This window comes from Ochrobactrum sp. P6BSIII (assembly GCF_014138065.1).
GTDB lineage: Bacteria > Pseudomonadota > Alphaproteobacteria > Rhizobiales > Rhizobiaceae > Brucella.
Window position 1 is genome coordinate 195,663 of record NZ_JACGXB010000010.1, and the last position, 15,478, is coordinate 211,140.

Sequence of the window (15,478 nt, forward strand, 5' to 3'; positions counted from 1 at the left end):
GGACACACCTTGCCCTCATCGTTGTATCTATCCTGACTCTGCAAATTCATGATTGCAAGGCGCTGAAAAGCGTATCCGTTGTGCATTTTTCATAGTACGAAACATGATCCCGAAAAGTGTGAAACGGTTTTCGGACAAGATCATGTTCAAGCGAAGTACATTATGAACTGGGACGATATTCGCATATTCCTCGCGGTCGCGCGCTCAGGCCAGATTCTGGGTGCGGCCAAGCGGCTTGGCCTGAACCACACCACCGTGGCGCGGCGGCTGACGGCGCTTGAAACCGCGCTTTCCACCACGCTTCTGACACGCCGCACCAACGGCTCGACACTAACGCAGGCGGGTGAGGAATTTCTGCTTGCCGCCGAGCGCATGGAAGCGGAAATGTTGTCCGCCCGCGCGCAGGTTGGCAATGCGGATGTCGCGGTTTCAGGCACGGTGCGCATAGGCGCGCCAGACGGTTTCGGCGTCACCTTTCTAGCGCCGCGCCTCGCCCGGCTGACACAGCAATATCCAGACCTCACCATCCAGCTGGTACCCGTACCGCGCTCCTTTTCGCTGTCCCGGCGGGAGGCCGATATCGCCATCACCGTCGAACGTCCGGATCAGGGGCGGCTCATTGCGCGCAGGCTGGTCGATTATACGCTCGGCCTCTATGCCCATCGCAGCTATCTGGAAGCCAACGGCACGCCCGAAAATTCAGACGACCTCAATCACCATCGCCTGATCGGCTATGTGGAAGATCTGGTTATCAACCCGTCGCTCGCCTATGCGCCGGAAATCAGCCGCGACTGGAAACCGGCATTCGAGGTGTCGAGCGCCTTGGGACAGGTGGAAGCGGTGCGCGCAGGTGCAGGCATCGGCATTCTGCATTCGTTCATCGCCCGCGCAGACCCCGATCTCGTGCCGGTTCTGCCCGATCGGGTGATCCGGCGCGCCTATTGGCTCGCCTATCATGAATCCGCCCGCACATTGCGACGCGTGACAGCCGTATCGGCTCTCATCTCCGAACTGGTGGAAGGCGAAAAATCGCTGTTCAGTTGAGAGCAGGCTTGCTCAATTAAGCCGCATATAGGCGATCATAACGCCGACAATCATCGCAGCTGGAACGAACAATGCGTCAAGGCCGATGAACGCATGGCCGAGGCCACCGGCAACAGCGCCGAGCATCAAGGCCAGCCAGACGGAAACATGTTGCAACCAGCGCCACTTTGGCGTTTCGCCGCGCAGCGAACAGGCAAGATCCGCCGCCGCATTGAAAAGCGTTCCGGTCACATAGGTTACGCCGAGACGCGCCGCGCCTATGGGCTGTACGGCAGCATTCTGCGCACCCATCGCGGCGGCGAGCAGCAGCACCGGCTGGATGAACATTGAGCCCTCGCGCCGTAGCACGCCCACTGCCAGCAAGATCACCACGACGCTGGCCATTACATAGAGACTACCCCAGCGCCCATAGGCGCGCACGGTCAGCGTGCCGAAAAACGCGCCAAGGAAGAACAGTATGATGAGGATCGCGGGAAACCAGACCAGCACGGAGCCTTGAACGCCGGGTTGCCCCGCAAGTGCGACGCCGAGCTGCGTGGTATTGCCGCTCATGAAGGAAGCGAAGAAACCGCCCAGTTGCAGAAAGGCTATCGCATCAACGAAACCAGCCGATGCGGTAAGAACCAGACCGAGCGACAGTTTGGAATTCGGTGTCATTTCACTGGACTTCGGGAAAGGAAACGACCCGGCTTCGACAAAGCCGGGTCTTGCAAGAAATGGAACTGATCCTCAGACGCGTTTGACGATGCGCAGAATGATCAGAAGTATTGCCGCGCCGATGAATGCATTGATGATCGAGGCAATGATACCGCCGCCGACGGAAAAGCCGAGGCGCGGTAAAAGCCAGCCTGCAAAAAACGCGCCGATCACACCGACAATGATATTGCCGATCATGCCGAAACCGCCGCCCTGCACGACCTTGCCGGCCAGCCAGCCAGCGACGAGACCGACAAAAAGAAATACGATTAGACTTCCAACATCCATGCGCTTTTCTCCCTCCAGAGCACATCCCGAAAAGTGTGAAACGGTTTTCGGGCGAGATGTGCGTCAAAACAAACGGTTAGAGCGCCGTCACCCGGCGCATCTGGAGTGAGTTGACAATATGTTGGTCGAGCACACAAGAGGGGTGCGAAAATTTGAGCACATCCTGAAACAGCCTCGCATTTTTCAGGATGTGCCTGAAAATTACGGCGCCAGATGCCGGAATGCGGCGACGACTTCCTCGTAGACCTTGCGCTTGAATGGCACGATCAGTTCCGGCAGCTGCTGCATCGGCTTCCAGTCCCAGCTGTCGAATTCAGCCGTGTGCCCACCGGGCGGCGGATTGATCGCGATCTCGCTTTCATCGCCCTCGAACCGATAGGCAAACCATTTCTGCGTCTGGCCGCGATATTTGCCCTTGAGGGCCTGCCCCACCAGATGCGGTGGCAGATCATAATTGATCCAGTCCGGCGCTTCGGCAAGCAGCGAGACCGACTTCATGCCGGTTTCTTCATAAAGCTCACGCAATGCGGCTTCGACCGGGTCTTCGCCCTTGTCGATACCGCCCTGCGGCATCTGCCAGAGTTGCGTTGCGCCATCCATCTCATCGCCCGGAATGACGATGCGATGTCCAGCCCAGACCAGACCGGCCTTGTTCAGCACCATCAGCCCGACACAGGGGCGGTAGGGCAAGCTTTCAGGATCGACGGGGCCTTTGTGCTTCGACATGACATTCTCCATGATATGCAGCATTTCCAGCAAAAGTGCGTAGCGGTTTTGCGTAGGATAATGCGTAAAAACAACTAGTGTCGTTCCGGGTCGCGGACCAGCGCCGAAACGGGAACGATTTCGATGCCGCGCTTCTTGACCTCATTCGCCCAATCCCGCACTGCATCGACGGTCACGCCGAAGGCGGAGCCGGTGCCAATCGCACTGCCATTGGCGCGCGCAATGCGTTCCAGCTCATTGAGACGGTCGAGCACAGCCGAACGGTCCTGCGACGCATCGATCAGCACATCGGCTGCCGCATAGGGCACAGCATCCTTTTGCGCGATCTGATCGGCCTGACTGCGCGCCGAAGTGCCATCATCCAGATAATAAAGCCCGCGTCTGCCGATCTCGCCCAGCACCGGCGCGAAGGCATCCGCCTCGCCGGTAAAGCGTGCACCCATATAATTCATCACACCGGCATAGTTGGTCATGCGCGACAATGCCCACAAAAGCGACGTCTGGTTCTTGGCGGCTCCGTCATCCACCGTCAATGTGTTGCGTCCCGGATTGATGCGCGGATAGTCGAATGGCTCCATCGGCAATTGCAACAGAAGCTCGTGGCCGTTCTGACGCGCCGCCTGCATCCAGCGTTGCAGGCTGTTACCCTGCGGCGCGAAGGCCAGCGTCACTTCTGATGGCAGCTTCTCTACAGCTTCCATGCTACCGGTCTGTGACAGGCCAAGCCCGCCAATGACCAGCGCGATCCTTGCGCCCCGCGCGCCCGACCAGCCGACGGCATAGGCATCCATCGGCCGCAAGCCATCCGCACCGCGCACTGGCAATGGTCCGGTCGCGCTTTGCTCGACCAGTTCCTGTTCCGGCAAATGCGCAACACGCGGATCCTGCCCCGTCTTGTGCTGGTTCTGCACGACGACGACATTGCCATCCGCTGAACCGGCGGTGACATTTGGCATATCAGGCGTGACCTTGATGATTGCCGGGCCGGTTTGCTGCCCCCCGGTTCCGCGCAGCGCGGTGCCTGGCGCGGGTGTGTTACCGGTCGCAGTCGATGCCTGCTGCCCAGTTTTGACCGCGGCGTCGGGCGGCGTTTGCGCCTCGGCAATTGCCGCCTTTTCAGGCTTGCGAAAAGCATCGCGGTTGGTCTGCCAGACGGTGAACATCATACCGCCTGCGACACCCAGCACGACTGCCGCGCCCAAGCCTAGCAAAGACCAACGAAAAGCGCGGGAGCGTTCGCCCCCGCGCTTTCGCGGTTTCTTATCCAGTCCTAACGGGCTGTTCAGATCCAGCATGGAATGATCAGTTCAACACGCCCTTCTTCGGATCCGGCGGGAATGCGGCATTCGCCACTTCACCACGCAGGAGCTTCAGAGCTTCATTGAGCTGGATATCGTCCTTCGGCTCCGCTGGCACATAGGCCGACGAGCCGGAGCCATTGTCATCTTCGGCATTGCCTTTGATATGGCCCTTGAGTTCGGATTCGCCGCGAACGACGTCCTCACCCTTCAGTTCCGGCGGCAGCGGCTGCTCAACCTTGATATCTGGCGTGATGCCCTTGCCCTGGATCGACTTGCCCGACGGCGTGTAATAAAGCGCCGTGGTCAGACGCAGCGATCCGTTTTCGCCCAACGGAATGATCGTCTGCACAGAACCCTTGCCGAAGGACTGCGTGCCGAGCACCGTCGCACGGCGATGATCCTGAAGCGCGCCTGCAACGATTTCCGAAGCACTGGCCGAACCGCCATTGATGAGCACGATCACCGGCTTGCCGTCAGTCAGATCGCCCTTGCGGGCATCGAAGCGGGTCACATCCTGCGGATCGCGGCCACGAGTCGAAACCACTTCGCCCTTGTCGAGGAAGGCATCGGAGACAGCGACGGCCTGATCGAGCAGACCACCCGGATTGAGGCGCAGATCGAGCACGAAGCCCTTGAGCTTGTCGCCCGGGATCTTGCTCTGAATATCCTTGATCGCCTTGCCGAGATCGTCAGCCGTCTGTTCGGTGAACGAAATCACGCGCACATAACCGACATCGTTTTCAACGCGGTAACGAACGGCCTTCACCTTGATGACGGCACGCGCAATCTTGAGCGTGATCGGCTTGTCGACGCCCTGACGCATCAGCGTCAGCTCAATCGAGGAACCGATTTCGCCGCGCATCTTGTCGACCGCATCGTTAAGGCTGAGTCCGCGCACTTCCTGACCATCGATTTTGGTGATCAGGTCACCTGCGAGAACACCGGCCTTCGAGGCAGGCGTATCATCGATCGGCGCAATCACCTTCACAAGGTCATTGTCCATAGTGACTTCAATGCCGAGACCGCCGAATTCACCCTTGGTCTGCACGCGCATATCCTGCGCGGCTTCCGGATTGAGATAAGACGAATGCGGATCAAGCGAGGTCAGCATGCCGTTGATGGCGCTTTCCGTCAGCTTCTTGTCATCCGGAGGCGTCACATATTGCGCGCGCACACGTTCGAAAATATCGCCGAAAAGCGCCAGGTCCTTATAGACGTCAGCATCCTTGGCGGCTGCGAAAGCCGTCGAAGCTGGAGCGCCTTGCACCATCACCATGGCAGATGCCCCCATCAGGGCTCCGGCGAACAGCAGCGACAGTTTACGTATCATTTTGTGTCCTTCCAGAAAGCCGTTCGGTCCACCATGGGGCCGGATCGACGGGTTTTCCATCTTTTCGAAACTCAATGTAAAGCAACGGCGCACCATTGCCCACCTCTATCGGCGCAACACTCGCGAGAAGTTTATCTCCCATCGCCCCGACCGGTTCACCTGCCAGTACAAACTGGCCCTGCGCCACGTCGATTCGCCCCATGCCTGCCATCACAATATGATATCCATTGCCCGCATCGAGGATCAAGAGTTGCCCGTAAGATCTAAACGGTCCCGCATAAAGCACAACGCCATCGGAAGGTGACGTAATCGTGGCAGACGGCAAGGTTTCCAGCACCTGGCCCATCATGGCGCCGCCAGCACCATCCTTGTCGCCGAAGCGGCGCGACGTCTTGCCCGCTGCCGGTAAAACCAGCTTTCCCTGCAGGGAGGCGAAATTTGTCTGCGCGCGCAGATGATTGTCATCCGGCGTCGCCTCGCCCGCACGTTCGCGGGCCGATGCCAGACGATCGGCCTCGGCCTTACGCGCCGCATCGGCGGCATCGCGTACACCGGCCATCTGCTTGTCGAGCCCGTCAATCAGGTCCTTGAGGCTACCTGCCTTGGCCGCGAGTTCTTCAGAGCGCTTGCGCTGCGCTTCCATTTCCTGTTCCGACTGGGCCTGCAGCTTCTTCTTTTCATCGAGCAAAAGTGACTGACGCTTCTGTTCTTCAGCTTGCGTGGTGCGGGTCTGTTGCAGCTTCTCGCGTTCCTGCGAGATAGACGCAGTCACTGTCTGCATATCTTTCAAATCGCCCGTCAGCTCTTCCACCTGTTCGCGCATTTCCGGCACCACTGCACCAAGCAGCACGGCACTGCGCACTGAGGCAAGAGCATCGTCGGGGCGAACCAGAATAGCAGGCGGCGGGTTGAGCCCCATGCGCTGCAACGCAGCCAGCACTTCGGCCAGAACCCCGCGCCGCGCCCGCAGCGATGTGCGAATGCCAGCTTCCTGCTCATGCAGGGAGACCAGCTTTTCGGCAATATCGGCGATGTCCTGCTGCAATTTCTTGTCGGTCTTGGCTGACTGGATCAGGGCTGCCGTAATCGTGTCCTGGTCCTTCTTGAGGCTAGCAACCTCGCTTTCGAGCTGCTTGAGCTTGTCTCCCGTGACGGTCATCTCACCGGTCAGCTTCTCATATTCGCCAGCCGCCTGATCGCGTTGCTGCTGCAAGGCATCCTGCGCCAAGCCGAGCTGCGGCGAGGCCACCGCGCCCAAAAAGGCGCAGGTCGCAAAAAAGCCCGCCCGCGCTAGAGCGAGCAGCCGGGGCTTGCTGAAAAGACGTACAGGATTCATGCGTGTTCTATCAGGGCGAAACAAGGCTAAAATCAGGGCCAAAAATCAGGCTCCGATCAACCTATCCCGATACCGTTAACGAAACATCAACCATAAGTCCCGCGATCCCAAACATTGGCTCGTCGAACTTTATCCAACCGGTACGGACCAGTTCAAGATGACGGAGCCGTCGGCTCCATTAACTCTATGCGGTTTCCAAATGGATCGGAAACGTAACAGCGATTATAGCCCGCCAGAGGTTCATCTTGTGTCACCGCATATCCGGCATCGGTCAACGCCTGCACCAGCGCCTCCAACGCGCCGACAATAAAAGCCGGATGCGCCTTACGCGCCGGGATGAAATCAGGATCGACGCCCAAGTGAATTTTCAAAGCGCCGCTTTCAAACCAGCAGCCGCCTCTTGCGGCTAGATTCTGCGGCTTGGCGACTTCCGGTATGCCGAGAAGAACGCCATAAAAAGCACGCGCCTTGTCTTCCCCGCCTTTCGGCATGGCCAGTTGAACGTGATCGAGTTGCTTGATCCACATGGTCCCGTTCTCCCGCTTTCGCGAACGGCCCGGTTCATGATCTGTGATAAGGATGCCCCGCTAGAATGGTCGCAGCGCGATAGAGCTGTTCGGCAATCAGAATGCGGGCGATCTGGTGCGGCCAGGTCAGTTCTCCCAACGCAAGAACCAGATCAGCACGCGACCGCAACGCCGGATCGTGCCCATCCGGGCCACCGATGGCAACAATCAGCTGCCGTTTGCCGTCATCGCGCATGCGTCCGATGCGCTCGGCAAAGGCTTCGGAACCCAGCGCCTTGCCGCGCTCGTCGAGCAGAATAAGGGCCGCGCCATTGTCCAGCGCTTCATTGATGCGCTGCGCTTCTTCCGTCTTGCGCAATTCTGCCGTCTGGCCGCGACTTTCCGGGATTTCGTTCACACCGGCGAATTCAAGCCCCAAAGGCGGACCCGCTTTGGAAAAACGGTCGAAATAGCGCTCGACCAGCTCCCGTTCGGGGCCGGCTTTCATCCGGCCCACGGCAAAAACACTCACACGCATCACGCCCTCAATATGGCAGGGGTCCAAAGCGCTTCCGACCTGATTGCGTCGGATCAACGCTCCAAACGTTTACTTTACGCACATCCTATCCGAAAACCGTTTCACACTTTTCGGGATGTGCGCAACGCCTGCCAGACCTTAGCGGCGACGGATCAATGGACGGTTTCCAACGCTCGTTCGTCGTCGAAATCGTCATCGAGCCATATCTTCTCGATATTGTAGAAGTCACGGACTTCCGGACGGAAGATGTGCACGATGATATCGCCCGTGTCGATCAGGACCCAATCGCCACTGTCTAGCCCCTCGACCCGCACATTCTTGCAGCCCGCTTCATTGAGCGCCTGCAAAAGATGGTCGGCCACAGCCGTCACATGACGGTGCGAACGGCCCGACGCGACGATCATATAATCGCCGATCGTTGATCTTCCGCGAATGTCGATGGGGATGATGGATTCTGCCTTGGAGTTTTCGAGACTGGCCAAGGCCGCGTCGAAGGTCTGGGACACGAGATCGGTCTCGTTCATCCTGACCAGTGAAGGCGCGTGGAGAGCCTTCTTCTCAAGTGCTGTTCTCAGTGTATTGCCTTTCTAACAAGAACAACCCGATACGGCAGTAAAAGCACCGTACAAACCTAAGATAGGCAGAGTCCCTGTTTTGTTTCAAGAGTCACGACCTGACAGGACCGTTCACTTTTTCGATTATCTCGCATTTTTCGCATATATCTTGTTTAAACCGTCACCAAACTATCAAGATCGTGTGCCGGACTTGCGAATGGCGCTTGATGACAGCGATGAGCGCGGCCCGTGGATGAAGGTCCATGCTGGTGGCGTGCGACGGGCCAGCATCGGCGCATATTGCTCATCAAGACGGCTGTGCGAAAAAGTCTGCGCCATGCGCGACGACAGATATGCCAGCGTCGAGCCGGGACGGTCGATCACTGCAATCGGGAAATTATTGGCGATTTCGCGCCAGCGCTGCCAGCGATGAAACGACGCCAGATTGTCCGCGCCCATCACCCAGACAAAATGCACGCCGGGATTGGCGTCGCGGATCAGGGCCAGCGTGTCGGCGGTGTAGCGCACATTGAAGGCGGCTTCGAGCGCCGTCACCTTGATACGCGGGTCACTGGCGATTTCTTCGCTCCATCGCAGCCTGTTCGCCAGAGGCGCCAGTTCGCGGGTGTCTTTCAGCGGATTGCCGGGCGTCACCATCCACCAGAGCTGATCCAGTTTCAGCCGCCGAATGGCGATCTCCGCGACCAGAGCGTGACCGCCATGTGGCGGGTTGAACGAACCGCCGAACAGGCCAACCGCCATGCCTTTCTCGGCATGCGGCATGCGCAAATATTTCGCGTCAACGTCCGGATACTGTTCTTTCAGTGCGGAAAGCCCGAAACCAAAGCGCATCAGCTTCGAATCTGCCCGTTACCGCGAACACGATATTTGAACGAAGTGAGCTGTTCGACACCGACAGGGCCACGTGCATGCATCTTGCCCGTGGCAATGCCGATTTCCGCGCCCATGCCGAACTCACCGCCATCCGCAAACTGCGTTGAGGCATTGTGCAGCAAAATGGCCGAGTCGATTTCATTGAAGAACCGGGCAACCGCTTCCGCATCCTCAGCGACAATGGCTTCGGTGTGATGCGAGGAATAGCGGTTGATGTGCCGGATCGCGCCCTCAACACCATCGACAAGCATCACCGAAATGATCGCGTCGAGATATTCGGTGGACCAGTCTTCTTCACTCGCCGCAATGGCTGCCGGATAAAGTGCCTTCACCTCTTCGCTGCCACGGATTTCGCAACCCTTGGCGGCCAGATCTTCAAGGATCGGCACGAGATGTGTTGAGGCGACCGCGCGATCCACCAGCAGCGTTTCCGCCGATCCGCAAATGCCTGTGCGTCGCATCTTGGCGTTGACCGCGATCTTGCGCGCCATGTCGAGATCGGCGGTCTTGTCGATATAAAGATGGCAGATGCCTTCCAGATGCGCGAAGACCGGCACGCGCGCTTCCGATTGGACGCGCGCGACGAGGCTTTTGCCGCCGCGTGGCACAATCACGTCGATAGCGCCGTCGAGCCCTTTCAGCATTTCACCAACCGCGGCACGATCCGTCACCGGCACGATCTGGATGGAATCGGCAGGCAAGCCGCCAGCTTCCAGTCCAGCCACCAGCGCCTTGTGAATAGCCGCAGACGAATGGGCCGAATCCGAACCACCGCGCAGGATCACCGCATTGCCAGCCTTGAGGCAGAGCGCACCGGCATCCGCCGTTACATTCGGGCGACTTTCATAAATGACGCCGATAACACCAAGCGGCGTGCGCACGCGCTCGATATGCAGACCGTTGGGGCGATCCCATTCGGCAATCACCGCACCGACCGGATCTGGCAATGCTGCAATGGCGCGGATGCCCTCCGCGATCCCATCAATGCGCGTGTCATCGAGCGTCAGGCGATCCACGAAGGAAGCGGCCATTCCGCTCGCGGCGGCATTGGCCAGATCAAGCTTGTTGGCTTCGAGGATGGCGTCGCGGCTTTCGAGAATGGCATCGGCTGCAGCCAGAAGCGCCTTGTTCTTCTGCTCCGTGCCAGCAATCGCCAGTGGTGCTGCGGCGGCTTTCGCCTTGCGGCCCACTTCGGCCATGATCGCGGCTATGTCGCTTCCAGCTTCCACTTTATTCAGCATCCTCTCCCCGCCTTTCCCTGTTCAGGCATTTTCGGTCTCGGCTGCCACGGCTGCGCCGCGCACCACGAGATCATTGCGATGGATCATTGCCGCGCGGGCATCATACCCAAGAATGGTGCTGATCTCATCGCTTTTATGCCCGGCAATCTTGCGTGCATCCTCGGCATCGTAAGCAATCAATCCACGCGCAATTTCACGGCCATCTTCATTGAGTACGGCCACCGTATCGCCGCGCTCGAAATGACCGTCGACATTTTTCACGCCCGCAGGCAATAGCGACTTGCCCGATTTCAGCGCTTTGCCAGCGCCTGCATCGACAGTGAGACGACCCGCCGGTTCCAGATTGCCGGAAATCCAGGTTTTCCAGGCATTGACTGGCGCACGTGCAGCTTCGAACAAAGTCGCACGCTCACCGCGATCAATCGCCGAAAGCGGCCCCATGCGGATACCCGAGGTGATGATCATCGCCGTTCCAGCCGCATTGGCGATCTTGCCCGCATCGAGCTTCGTCTTCATGCCGCCACGCGACAGTTCCGAAGCCGCGGCGCCTGCCATGGCTTCGATCTGCGGCGTGATGGTTTCCACCAGCGGCAGAAACGCGGCATCCGGGTTCTTATGCGGCGGTGCCGTATAAAGCCCGTCAATGTCGGAAAGCAGGATCAGCAGGTCAGCGCCCATCATCGTCGCCACGCGGGCGGCCAGACGGTCATTGTCGCCATAGCGAATTTCTGTCGTCGCCACCGTGTCATTTTCATTGATGACCGGCACGGCCTTCAGTTTCAAAAGCGTCTCGATGGTCGCGCGCGCGTTGAGATAACGGCGACGTTCTTCAGTGTCGGAAAGCGTCACCAAAATCTGGCCCGACTTGATGCCGTGGCCACCGAGCACGTCGGCATAGGCCTTGGCAAGCGCGATCTGGCCAGCAGCGGCGGCTGCCTGACTTTCCTCAAGCTTCAACGCCTTTTTCGGCAGGCCGAGCACGGTGCGTCCCAGCGCGATAGCGCCCGACGACACCACCAGCACCTCGACGCCTGCGTGATGCAGGGCGGCAATGTCCTGCCCCAGGCTTTCCAGCCATTCGCGCTTCAGCCCCTTGGCGCGATCCACCAGAAGAGCGGAACCAATTTTTACAACAATGCGGCGATAGTCTTTCAGTTGCTTCAGCATGCTCTCATTCCTCTCGCCGCATTCAGCCTTATTCGTCGACTTTCGCCGTTCCGGCTTCCTGCGCACGACTCGCGTCGATAACAGCGCCAAGCTGGCGCAGCGCATCGTTCAGACCTTCATGGCTGACAGCGGAAAGCAGCAGCGGATCGCGTCCGCAAGCCTTCTTCAGCGCTTTGACCTTGGCCTTGCGCGCATCGGGATCGAGCGTATCGATCTGCGACAGAGCAACAATTTCCGTTTTATCGGCAAGACCATGTTCATAGGCTTCAAGCTCGCCGCGAATGACCTTATAGGCCTTCGCCACATCTTCTTCCTGCGCCGAAACGAGATGCAGCAGAACTCGCGTGCGCTCGACATGGCCAAGGAAACGGTCGCCAAGGCCAACGCCTTCGCTGGCGCCTTCGATCAGACCCGGAATATCCGCGATCACGAATTCACGCGCATCCACACGCGCAACACCGAGATTGGGATGCAGCGTGGTGAACGGATAATCGGCAATCTTCGGCTTGGCTGCTGTCACACTGGCCAGGAAGGTGGACTTGCCTGCATTGGGCAGACCGACCAGACCGGCATCGGCAATCAGCTTCAGGCGCAACCAGATTGTGCGCTCGATGCCTTCCTGACCCGGATTGGCACGGCGCGGCGCGCGATTGGTCGATGTCGTGAAATGCAGATTACCGAAACCGCCATTGCCGCCCTTGGCCAGACGATAGCGCTGGCCGACTTCTGTAATGTCGCAGATCAGCGTTTCATCATCTTCTTCAAAAACCTGCGTTCCAACCGGCACCTTGAGAATGACATCGTCACCCTTGCCGCCGGTCATGTTGCGGCCCATGCCATGCATGCCGGTCTTGGCCCGGAAATGCTGCTGATAGCGATAGTCGATCAGCGTGTTGAGGCCGTCGACCGCTTCGACCCAGACATTGCCGCCACGTCCGCCGTCGCCGCCATCGGGACCGCCAAATTCAAGAAACTTCTCGCGGCGAAACGATACGGCCCCCGCCCCGCCATCGCCGGAGCGAATATAGATCTTGGCCTGATCGAGAAATTTCATTGAACCTTACCTCTTGCGGCGCAAACGCGCCTTAAACCCGGGCTCGCGCATCATCTTGCGCGAGCCAAATTGCAATTACAGCAAAACCCGTTTCCTGCAAACAGTTGCAGTGCTTGGATTTCATCAGAACTTGTCTTTCCAGACAGGTTCGCTGAAGTCGATATAGAGCAGTTCCTGATCCAGATACTGCCCCTGCACAAAAAGCGACTTCGGCTCTAGCCCGTAGGTCTTGAAGCCGAGCGCATGATAGATTCGCTTTGCCGGTTCGTTCGTCGCCACCACCTTGGCATCGAGAAGCACAACCTGCGCCGCCGAATGTTCGATCACTTTTTGAACCAGAGCCTTGCCCAGTTCCAGCCCGCGCGCTTCCGGCGCTACAAACACGCCCCAAAGCGTTCCGCGATGGCGCTCGGATTTGCGATCGTGGCGAAACATACCTGCCGTGCCCAACAGATTTTCACCGTCGAATGCACCGAAGATAATATTGCCATCCACCTGCTCCAGACGGCGCGCAAAGACGCTGTCGGAATAGGCATTTTCTTCCTCGAAGCTCGATCCGAAGGACATCGGTGCGCGGCTCAGCGCGCTCAATCTGATAGCGCGATAGCGATGCAGATCGCCCTTATCGAGGGCGCGCACCACAATCTTTTCGGGTGCACTCACATAAGCGTCGTTCATTGCATTCCCCATTCTCTTTATATTTTCCCGACCATCTGCCGAAAACCGCTTCATGCTTTTCGGGATGTGTTCAAGGCGGCCCTGCGAAACACGCAGGGCCTTGTGTTCTTATGACTGCCAGCTTCTCAGGCCGATCCAGGTGCGCCGGTCGAGAACATAGCGTTCAACGGGCACGTTTCCGGCAGCAAGCGTATCCGACATGCCCATATTGCTGAACTGGAAACCGCACTTGTGGATCACACGACGCGATCCATTGTTGGTCGCCCGGCAGGAAATATGCAGGCGGTCGATTGCGGTCGCCCGAAACACCAGATCAATCAGTGAATGAGCAGCCTCAGTGGCAAAGCCATGCCCCCAATAGGGCTCGCCCAGCCAGTAGCCGATCTCCAGACCGTCGCCATGTTTATTCGCATGAATGCCGCAACAGCCCATAAAGATGCCGGTCTCGGCTTGCGTAATGGCGTAGATGCAATTGCCCATCTCGCCTTTTCGCACGCGCTCGACAAAGTCGACGGCATTCTCACGCGTGTATGGATGCGGCATGCGAGTGAGCATGCCAGAGACGCGAAGATTGTTGGCAAGATAGGAAATGGCATCTACGTCTTCGACATGCGGCGGGCGCAGAACCAGCCTTTCGGTGACCAAGACGGGGCAATCTAACTCAGGGGCTAACTCAGGAGCCAATTCAGACTCCAGATCAGCTGCCAGACCGGGAGAGAAATCGGCGAAACGCTCTCTCCGGCTCGTACAGCTTTCTGCGTAACTATCTTCTTCTAAAACGTCGACAACCATTTGTCTGTCCTCCAGATGCAAAAAGGGAAGATGGTGGCCCCATCTTCCCTTCGATCTTTTGGCTAGGCTGCCATATACACCGGGTCCGATGGGACGCCGGTGGTTTTAAGAGGCCCGGCTTACTCTGCTGCTTCCGCGATCGGGTCTACCGATACGTACGTGCGGCCGTTGGCTTTCGTACGGAAAGATACGGAACCGTTCGTGGTTGCAAAAATAGTGTGGTCCTTGCCGAGGCCAACATTGGCGCCCGGATGCCACTTCGTGCCGCGTTGACGCACGATGATGTTGCCAGCGAGCACAGCTTCGCCGCCAAACTTCTTCACGCCAAGGCGTTTGGATTCTGAATCGCGACCGTTACGCGAGGAACCGCCAGCTTTTTTGTGTGCCATTGGTGTTCTCCTTTAATCTCTCTACTTACTCAGCCGACTCGGCCTTGGCTGCAGCCTTCTTAGGCGCTGCCTTCTTCGGCTTTGCGGCTTCGCCTTCAGCGGCTTCTGCCTTCGGAGCCTTCTTCTCAGCAGCCTTCTTCGAAGGCTTTGCGCCGTCGGTGAGGATCTCCGAGATGCGGATGGTCGTCAGTTCCTGACGATGACCACGGGTGCGCTTCGAGTTCTGACGACGACGCTTCTTGAACGCGATGACCTTGCGAGCACGGCCCTGTTCGACGACTTCGGCGGTTACGAGAGCGCCTGCGACGACTGGTGCGCCAATGGTCGTGCCGACCATCAGAACTTCTGCGAATTCTACGATGTCACCGGCTTCGCCAGCAACTTTTTCGACCTTGATCAGGTCGTTTGCGGCAACGCGATACTGCTTGCCACCGGTCTTGATGACTGCGAACATTTGTTGTCCTTTCGGTTGTTCGGTCCGGCTCTCATTTCCACGACATTAGCGCCGAAGTGATGGGCCGTCTTTTTATCAGTCGGTTAAGTGAAGGGCTTGAGCCCCTTGATTGACGCCCCGGAAACCCGGAAATCCTCAATCAAAACAATAGGCGCGGACTGCCCCACGCCTAAGGTCTGGTGCTTATAGGTTCGGAACGTGGGAAAAGTCAAGAATTTTCACGAGAGAATGCAAATTAGGTCTTGTCTAATTGCAATCAGCCCGCTATTGAGCCGCTACACACTTAGCATTCGCTTTTGATGCTGTTTGACGGTGCGATTAAATAGATCGTTTTACCGGATTGCACAATGCGGAGAGGTGGCTGAGTGGTCGAAAGTACCGCACTCGAAATGCGGCGTGGGGGTAACTCCACCGTGGGTTCGAATCCCACCCTCTCCGCCAGCGACTCTTTCACTCTCCCCCAATTCAATTCCAAGATACTGTTTTCGCT

At 58.2% G+C, this 15,478-nt stretch carries 18 protein-coding genes and 1 tRNA gene; 2 read left to right on the plus strand and 17 right to left on the minus strand.

The features are described 5' to 3' along the window. The first annotated feature begins 162 nt into the window (after nucleotides 1-162). Nucleotides 163-1,044: a LysR family transcriptional regulator gene (locus FHW00_RS15720; protein ID WP_078340930.1), complete on the plus strand. Its 882-nt coding sequence runs from the start codon at nucleotides 163-165 to the stop codon at nucleotides 1,042-1,044. A 12-nt stretch (nucleotides 1,045-1,056) separates the two neighbouring features. On the opposite strand, the gene FHW00_RS15725 is transcribed toward FHW00_RS15720, so the two are convergent. The 17 genes from FHW00_RS15725 to rplU all read right to left on the minus strand — a co-directional run bounded on the left by FHW00_RS15725 (nucleotide 1,057) and on the right by rplU (nucleotide 14,988). Beyond that, complete coding sequence (locus tag FHW00_RS15725; protein WP_078340904.1) at nucleotides 1,057-1,701, minus strand: YoaK family protein; 645 nt, start codon at nucleotides 1,699-1,701, stop codon at nucleotides 1,057-1,059. Nucleotides 1,702-1,773: 72 nt separating this feature from the next. After that, nucleotides 1,774-2,028 carry a GlsB/YeaQ/YmgE family stress response membrane protein gene (locus FHW00_RS15730; protein WP_078340905.1) on the minus strand — a complete coding sequence of 85 codons (255 nt, stop codon included), beginning with the start codon at nucleotides 2,026-2,028 and terminating at the stop codon, nucleotides 1,774-1,776. Nucleotides 2,029-2,229: 201 nt separating this feature from the next. Next, nucleotides 2,230-2,754 (minus strand): RNA pyrophosphohydrolase, encoded by a 525-nt coding sequence (locus tag FHW00_RS15735; RefSeq protein ID WP_078340931.1) that lies wholly within the window; start codon nucleotides 2,752-2,754, stop codon nucleotides 2,230-2,232. A 74-nt stretch (nucleotides 2,755-2,828) separates the two neighbouring features. Continuing rightward, on the minus strand, nucleotides 2,829-4,049 hold the full coding sequence (locus FHW00_RS15740) for a divergent polysaccharide deacetylase family protein (protein ID WP_078340906.1): 1,221 nt from the start codon (nucleotides 4,047-4,049) through the stop codon (nucleotides 2,829-2,831). 7 nt (nucleotides 4,050-4,056) lie between these two features. Next, nucleotides 4,057-5,385: a S41 family peptidase gene (locus tag FHW00_RS15745; protein ID WP_078340907.1), complete on the minus strand. Its 1,329-nt coding sequence runs from the start codon at nucleotides 5,383-5,385 to the stop codon at nucleotides 4,057-4,059. Then, on the minus strand, nucleotides 5,375-6,721 hold the full coding sequence (locus tag FHW00_RS15750; RefSeq protein WP_078340908.1) for a murein hydrolase activator EnvC family protein: 1,347 nt from the start codon (nucleotides 6,719-6,721) through the stop codon (nucleotides 5,375-5,377). Before FHW00_RS15750 ends, FHW00_RS15745 begins: the two co-directional genes overlap by 11 nt. Nucleotides 6,722-6,873: 152 nt before the next feature. Then, nucleotides 6,874-7,248 (minus strand): VOC family protein, encoded by a 375-nt coding sequence (locus tag FHW00_RS15755; protein WP_078340909.1) that lies wholly within the window; start codon nucleotides 7,246-7,248, stop codon nucleotides 6,874-6,876. Nucleotides 7,249-7,282: 34 nt separating this feature from the next. After that, nucleotides 7,283-7,765 (minus strand): 23S rRNA (pseudouridine(1915)-N(3))-methyltransferase RlmH, encoded by a 483-nt coding sequence (gene rlmH / locus FHW00_RS15760; protein WP_078340910.1) that lies wholly within the window; start codon nucleotides 7,763-7,765, stop codon nucleotides 7,283-7,285. A 152-nt stretch (nucleotides 7,766-7,917) separates the two neighbouring features. Beyond that, entirely contained in the window at nucleotides 7,918-8,289 is a 372-nt protein-coding gene (gene rsfS, locus FHW00_RS15765; RefSeq protein WP_078340911.1) for a ribosome silencing factor, read from the minus strand. A gap of 222 nt (nucleotides 8,290-8,511) precedes the next feature. Next, nucleotides 8,512-9,171 (minus strand): nicotinate-nucleotide adenylyltransferase, encoded by a 660-nt coding sequence (locus FHW00_RS15770; RefSeq protein WP_078340912.1) that lies wholly within the window; start codon nucleotides 9,169-9,171, stop codon nucleotides 8,512-8,514. After that, nucleotides 9,171-10,454: a glutamate-5-semialdehyde dehydrogenase gene (locus FHW00_RS15775; protein ID WP_078340913.1), complete on the minus strand. Its 1,284-nt coding sequence runs from the start codon at nucleotides 10,452-10,454 to the stop codon at nucleotides 9,171-9,173. The genes FHW00_RS15770 and FHW00_RS15775 overlap by 1 nt, the downstream gene beginning before the upstream one ends. A gap of 21 nt (nucleotides 10,455-10,475) precedes the next feature. Beyond that, nucleotides 10,476-11,621: a glutamate 5-kinase gene (gene proB / locus FHW00_RS15780; protein WP_078340914.1), complete on the minus strand. Its 1,146-nt coding sequence runs from the start codon at nucleotides 11,619-11,621 to the stop codon at nucleotides 10,476-10,478. Nucleotides 11,622-11,649: 28 nt separating this feature from the next. Continuing rightward, a complete protein-coding gene (gene obgE / locus FHW00_RS15785) occupies nucleotides 11,650-12,675 on the minus strand; it encodes a GTPase ObgE (protein WP_078340915.1) in 1,026 nt (341 codons plus the stop codon). 123 nt (nucleotides 12,676-12,798) lie between these two features. Continuing rightward, nucleotides 12,799-13,353, minus strand: coding sequence for a GNAT family N-acetyltransferase (locus tag FHW00_RS15790; RefSeq protein ID WP_078340932.1), 555 nt, complete (start codon nucleotides 13,351-13,353; stop codon nucleotides 12,799-12,801). A 108-nt stretch (nucleotides 13,354-13,461) separates the two neighbouring features. Beyond that, entirely contained in the window at nucleotides 13,462-14,145 is a 684-nt protein-coding gene (locus tag FHW00_RS15795) for a GNAT family N-acetyltransferase (protein ID WP_078340916.1), read from the minus strand. A gap of 119 nt (nucleotides 14,146-14,264) precedes the next feature. Further along, nucleotides 14,265-14,534 (minus strand): 50S ribosomal protein L27, encoded by a 270-nt coding sequence (rpmA, locus tag FHW00_RS15800; protein WP_010661520.1) that lies wholly within the window; start codon nucleotides 14,532-14,534, stop codon nucleotides 14,265-14,267. 25 nt (nucleotides 14,535-14,559) lie between these two features. After that, a complete protein-coding gene (gene rplU / locus FHW00_RS15805) occupies nucleotides 14,560-14,988 on the minus strand; it encodes a 50S ribosomal protein L21 (RefSeq protein WP_078340917.1) in 429 nt (142 codons plus the stop codon). Between the two features lie 351 nt (nucleotides 14,989-15,339). On the opposite strand from rplU, the gene FHW00_RS15810 reads away from it, so the two are divergent. Next, nucleotides 15,340-15,429, plus strand: a tRNA-Ser gene (locus FHW00_RS15810). Nucleotides 15,430-15,478 lie beyond the last annotated feature (49 nt).

Bases quoted from the DNA above. Each gene is read 5' to 3' on its own strand.
- FHW00_RS15725 (WP_078340904.1), bottom strand. From the start codon at position 1,701: ATGACACCGAATTCCAAACTGTCGCTCGGTCTGGTTCTTACCGCATCG.
- FHW00_RS15775 (WP_078340913.1), bottom strand. From the start codon at position 10,454: ATGCTGAATAAAGTGGAAGCTGGAAGCGACATAGCCGCGATCATGGCC.
- FHW00_RS15720 (WP_078340930.1), top strand. From the start codon at position 163: ATGAACTGGGACGATATTCGCATATTCCTCGCGGTCGCGCGCTCAGGC.
- rsfS (WP_078340911.1), bottom strand. From the start codon at position 8,289: ATGAACGAGACCGATCTCGTGTCCCAGACCTTCGACGCGGCCTTGGCC.
- FHW00_RS15750 (WP_078340908.1), bottom strand. From the start codon at position 6,721: ATGAATCCTGTACGTCTTTTCAGCAAGCCCCGGCTGCTCGCTCTAGCG.
- FHW00_RS15795 (WP_078340916.1), bottom strand. From the start codon at position 14,145: ATGGTTGTCGACGTTTTAGAAGAAGATAGTTACGCAGAAAGCTGTACG.
- FHW00_RS15790 (WP_078340932.1), bottom strand. From the start codon at position 13,353: ATGAACGACGCTTATGTGAGTGCACCCGAAAAGATTGTGGTGCGCGCC.
- proB (WP_078340914.1), bottom strand. From the start codon at position 11,621: ATGCTGAAGCAACTGAAAGACTATCGCCGCATTGTTGTAAAAATTGGT.
- rpmA (WP_010661520.1), bottom strand. From the start codon at position 14,534: ATGGCACACAAAAAAGCTGGCGGTTCCTCGCGTAACGGTCGCGATTCA.
- FHW00_RS15730 (WP_078340905.1), bottom strand. From the start codon at position 2,028: ATGGATGTTGGAAGTCTAATCGTATTTCTTTTTGTCGGTCTCGTCGCT.
- obgE (WP_078340915.1), bottom strand. From the start codon at position 12,675: ATGAAATTTCTCGATCAGGCCAAGATCTATATTCGCTCCGGCGATGGC.
- FHW00_RS15745 (WP_078340907.1), bottom strand. From the start codon at position 5,385: ATGATACGTAAACTGTCGCTGCTGTTCGCCGGAGCCCTGATGGGGGCA.
- FHW00_RS15755 (WP_078340909.1), bottom strand. From the start codon at position 7,248: ATGTGGATCAAGCAACTCGATCACGTTCAACTGGCCATGCCGAAAGGC.
- rplU (WP_078340917.1), bottom strand. From the start codon at position 14,988: ATGTTCGCAGTCATCAAGACCGGTGGCAAGCAGTATCGCGTTGCCGCA.
- rlmH (WP_078340910.1), bottom strand. From the start codon at position 7,765: ATGCGTGTGAGTGTTTTTGCCGTGGGCCGGATGAAAGCCGGCCCCGAA.
- FHW00_RS15740 (WP_078340906.1), bottom strand. From the start codon at position 4,049: ATGCTGGATCTGAACAGCCCGTTAGGACTGGATAAGAAACCGCGAAAG.
- FHW00_RS15770 (WP_078340912.1), bottom strand. From the start codon at position 9,171: ATGCGCTTTGGTTTCGGGCTTTCCGCACTGAAAGAACAGTATCCGGAC.
- FHW00_RS15735 (WP_078340931.1), bottom strand. From the start codon at position 2,754: ATGTCGAAGCACAAAGGCCCCGTCGATCCTGAAAGCTTGCCCTACCGC.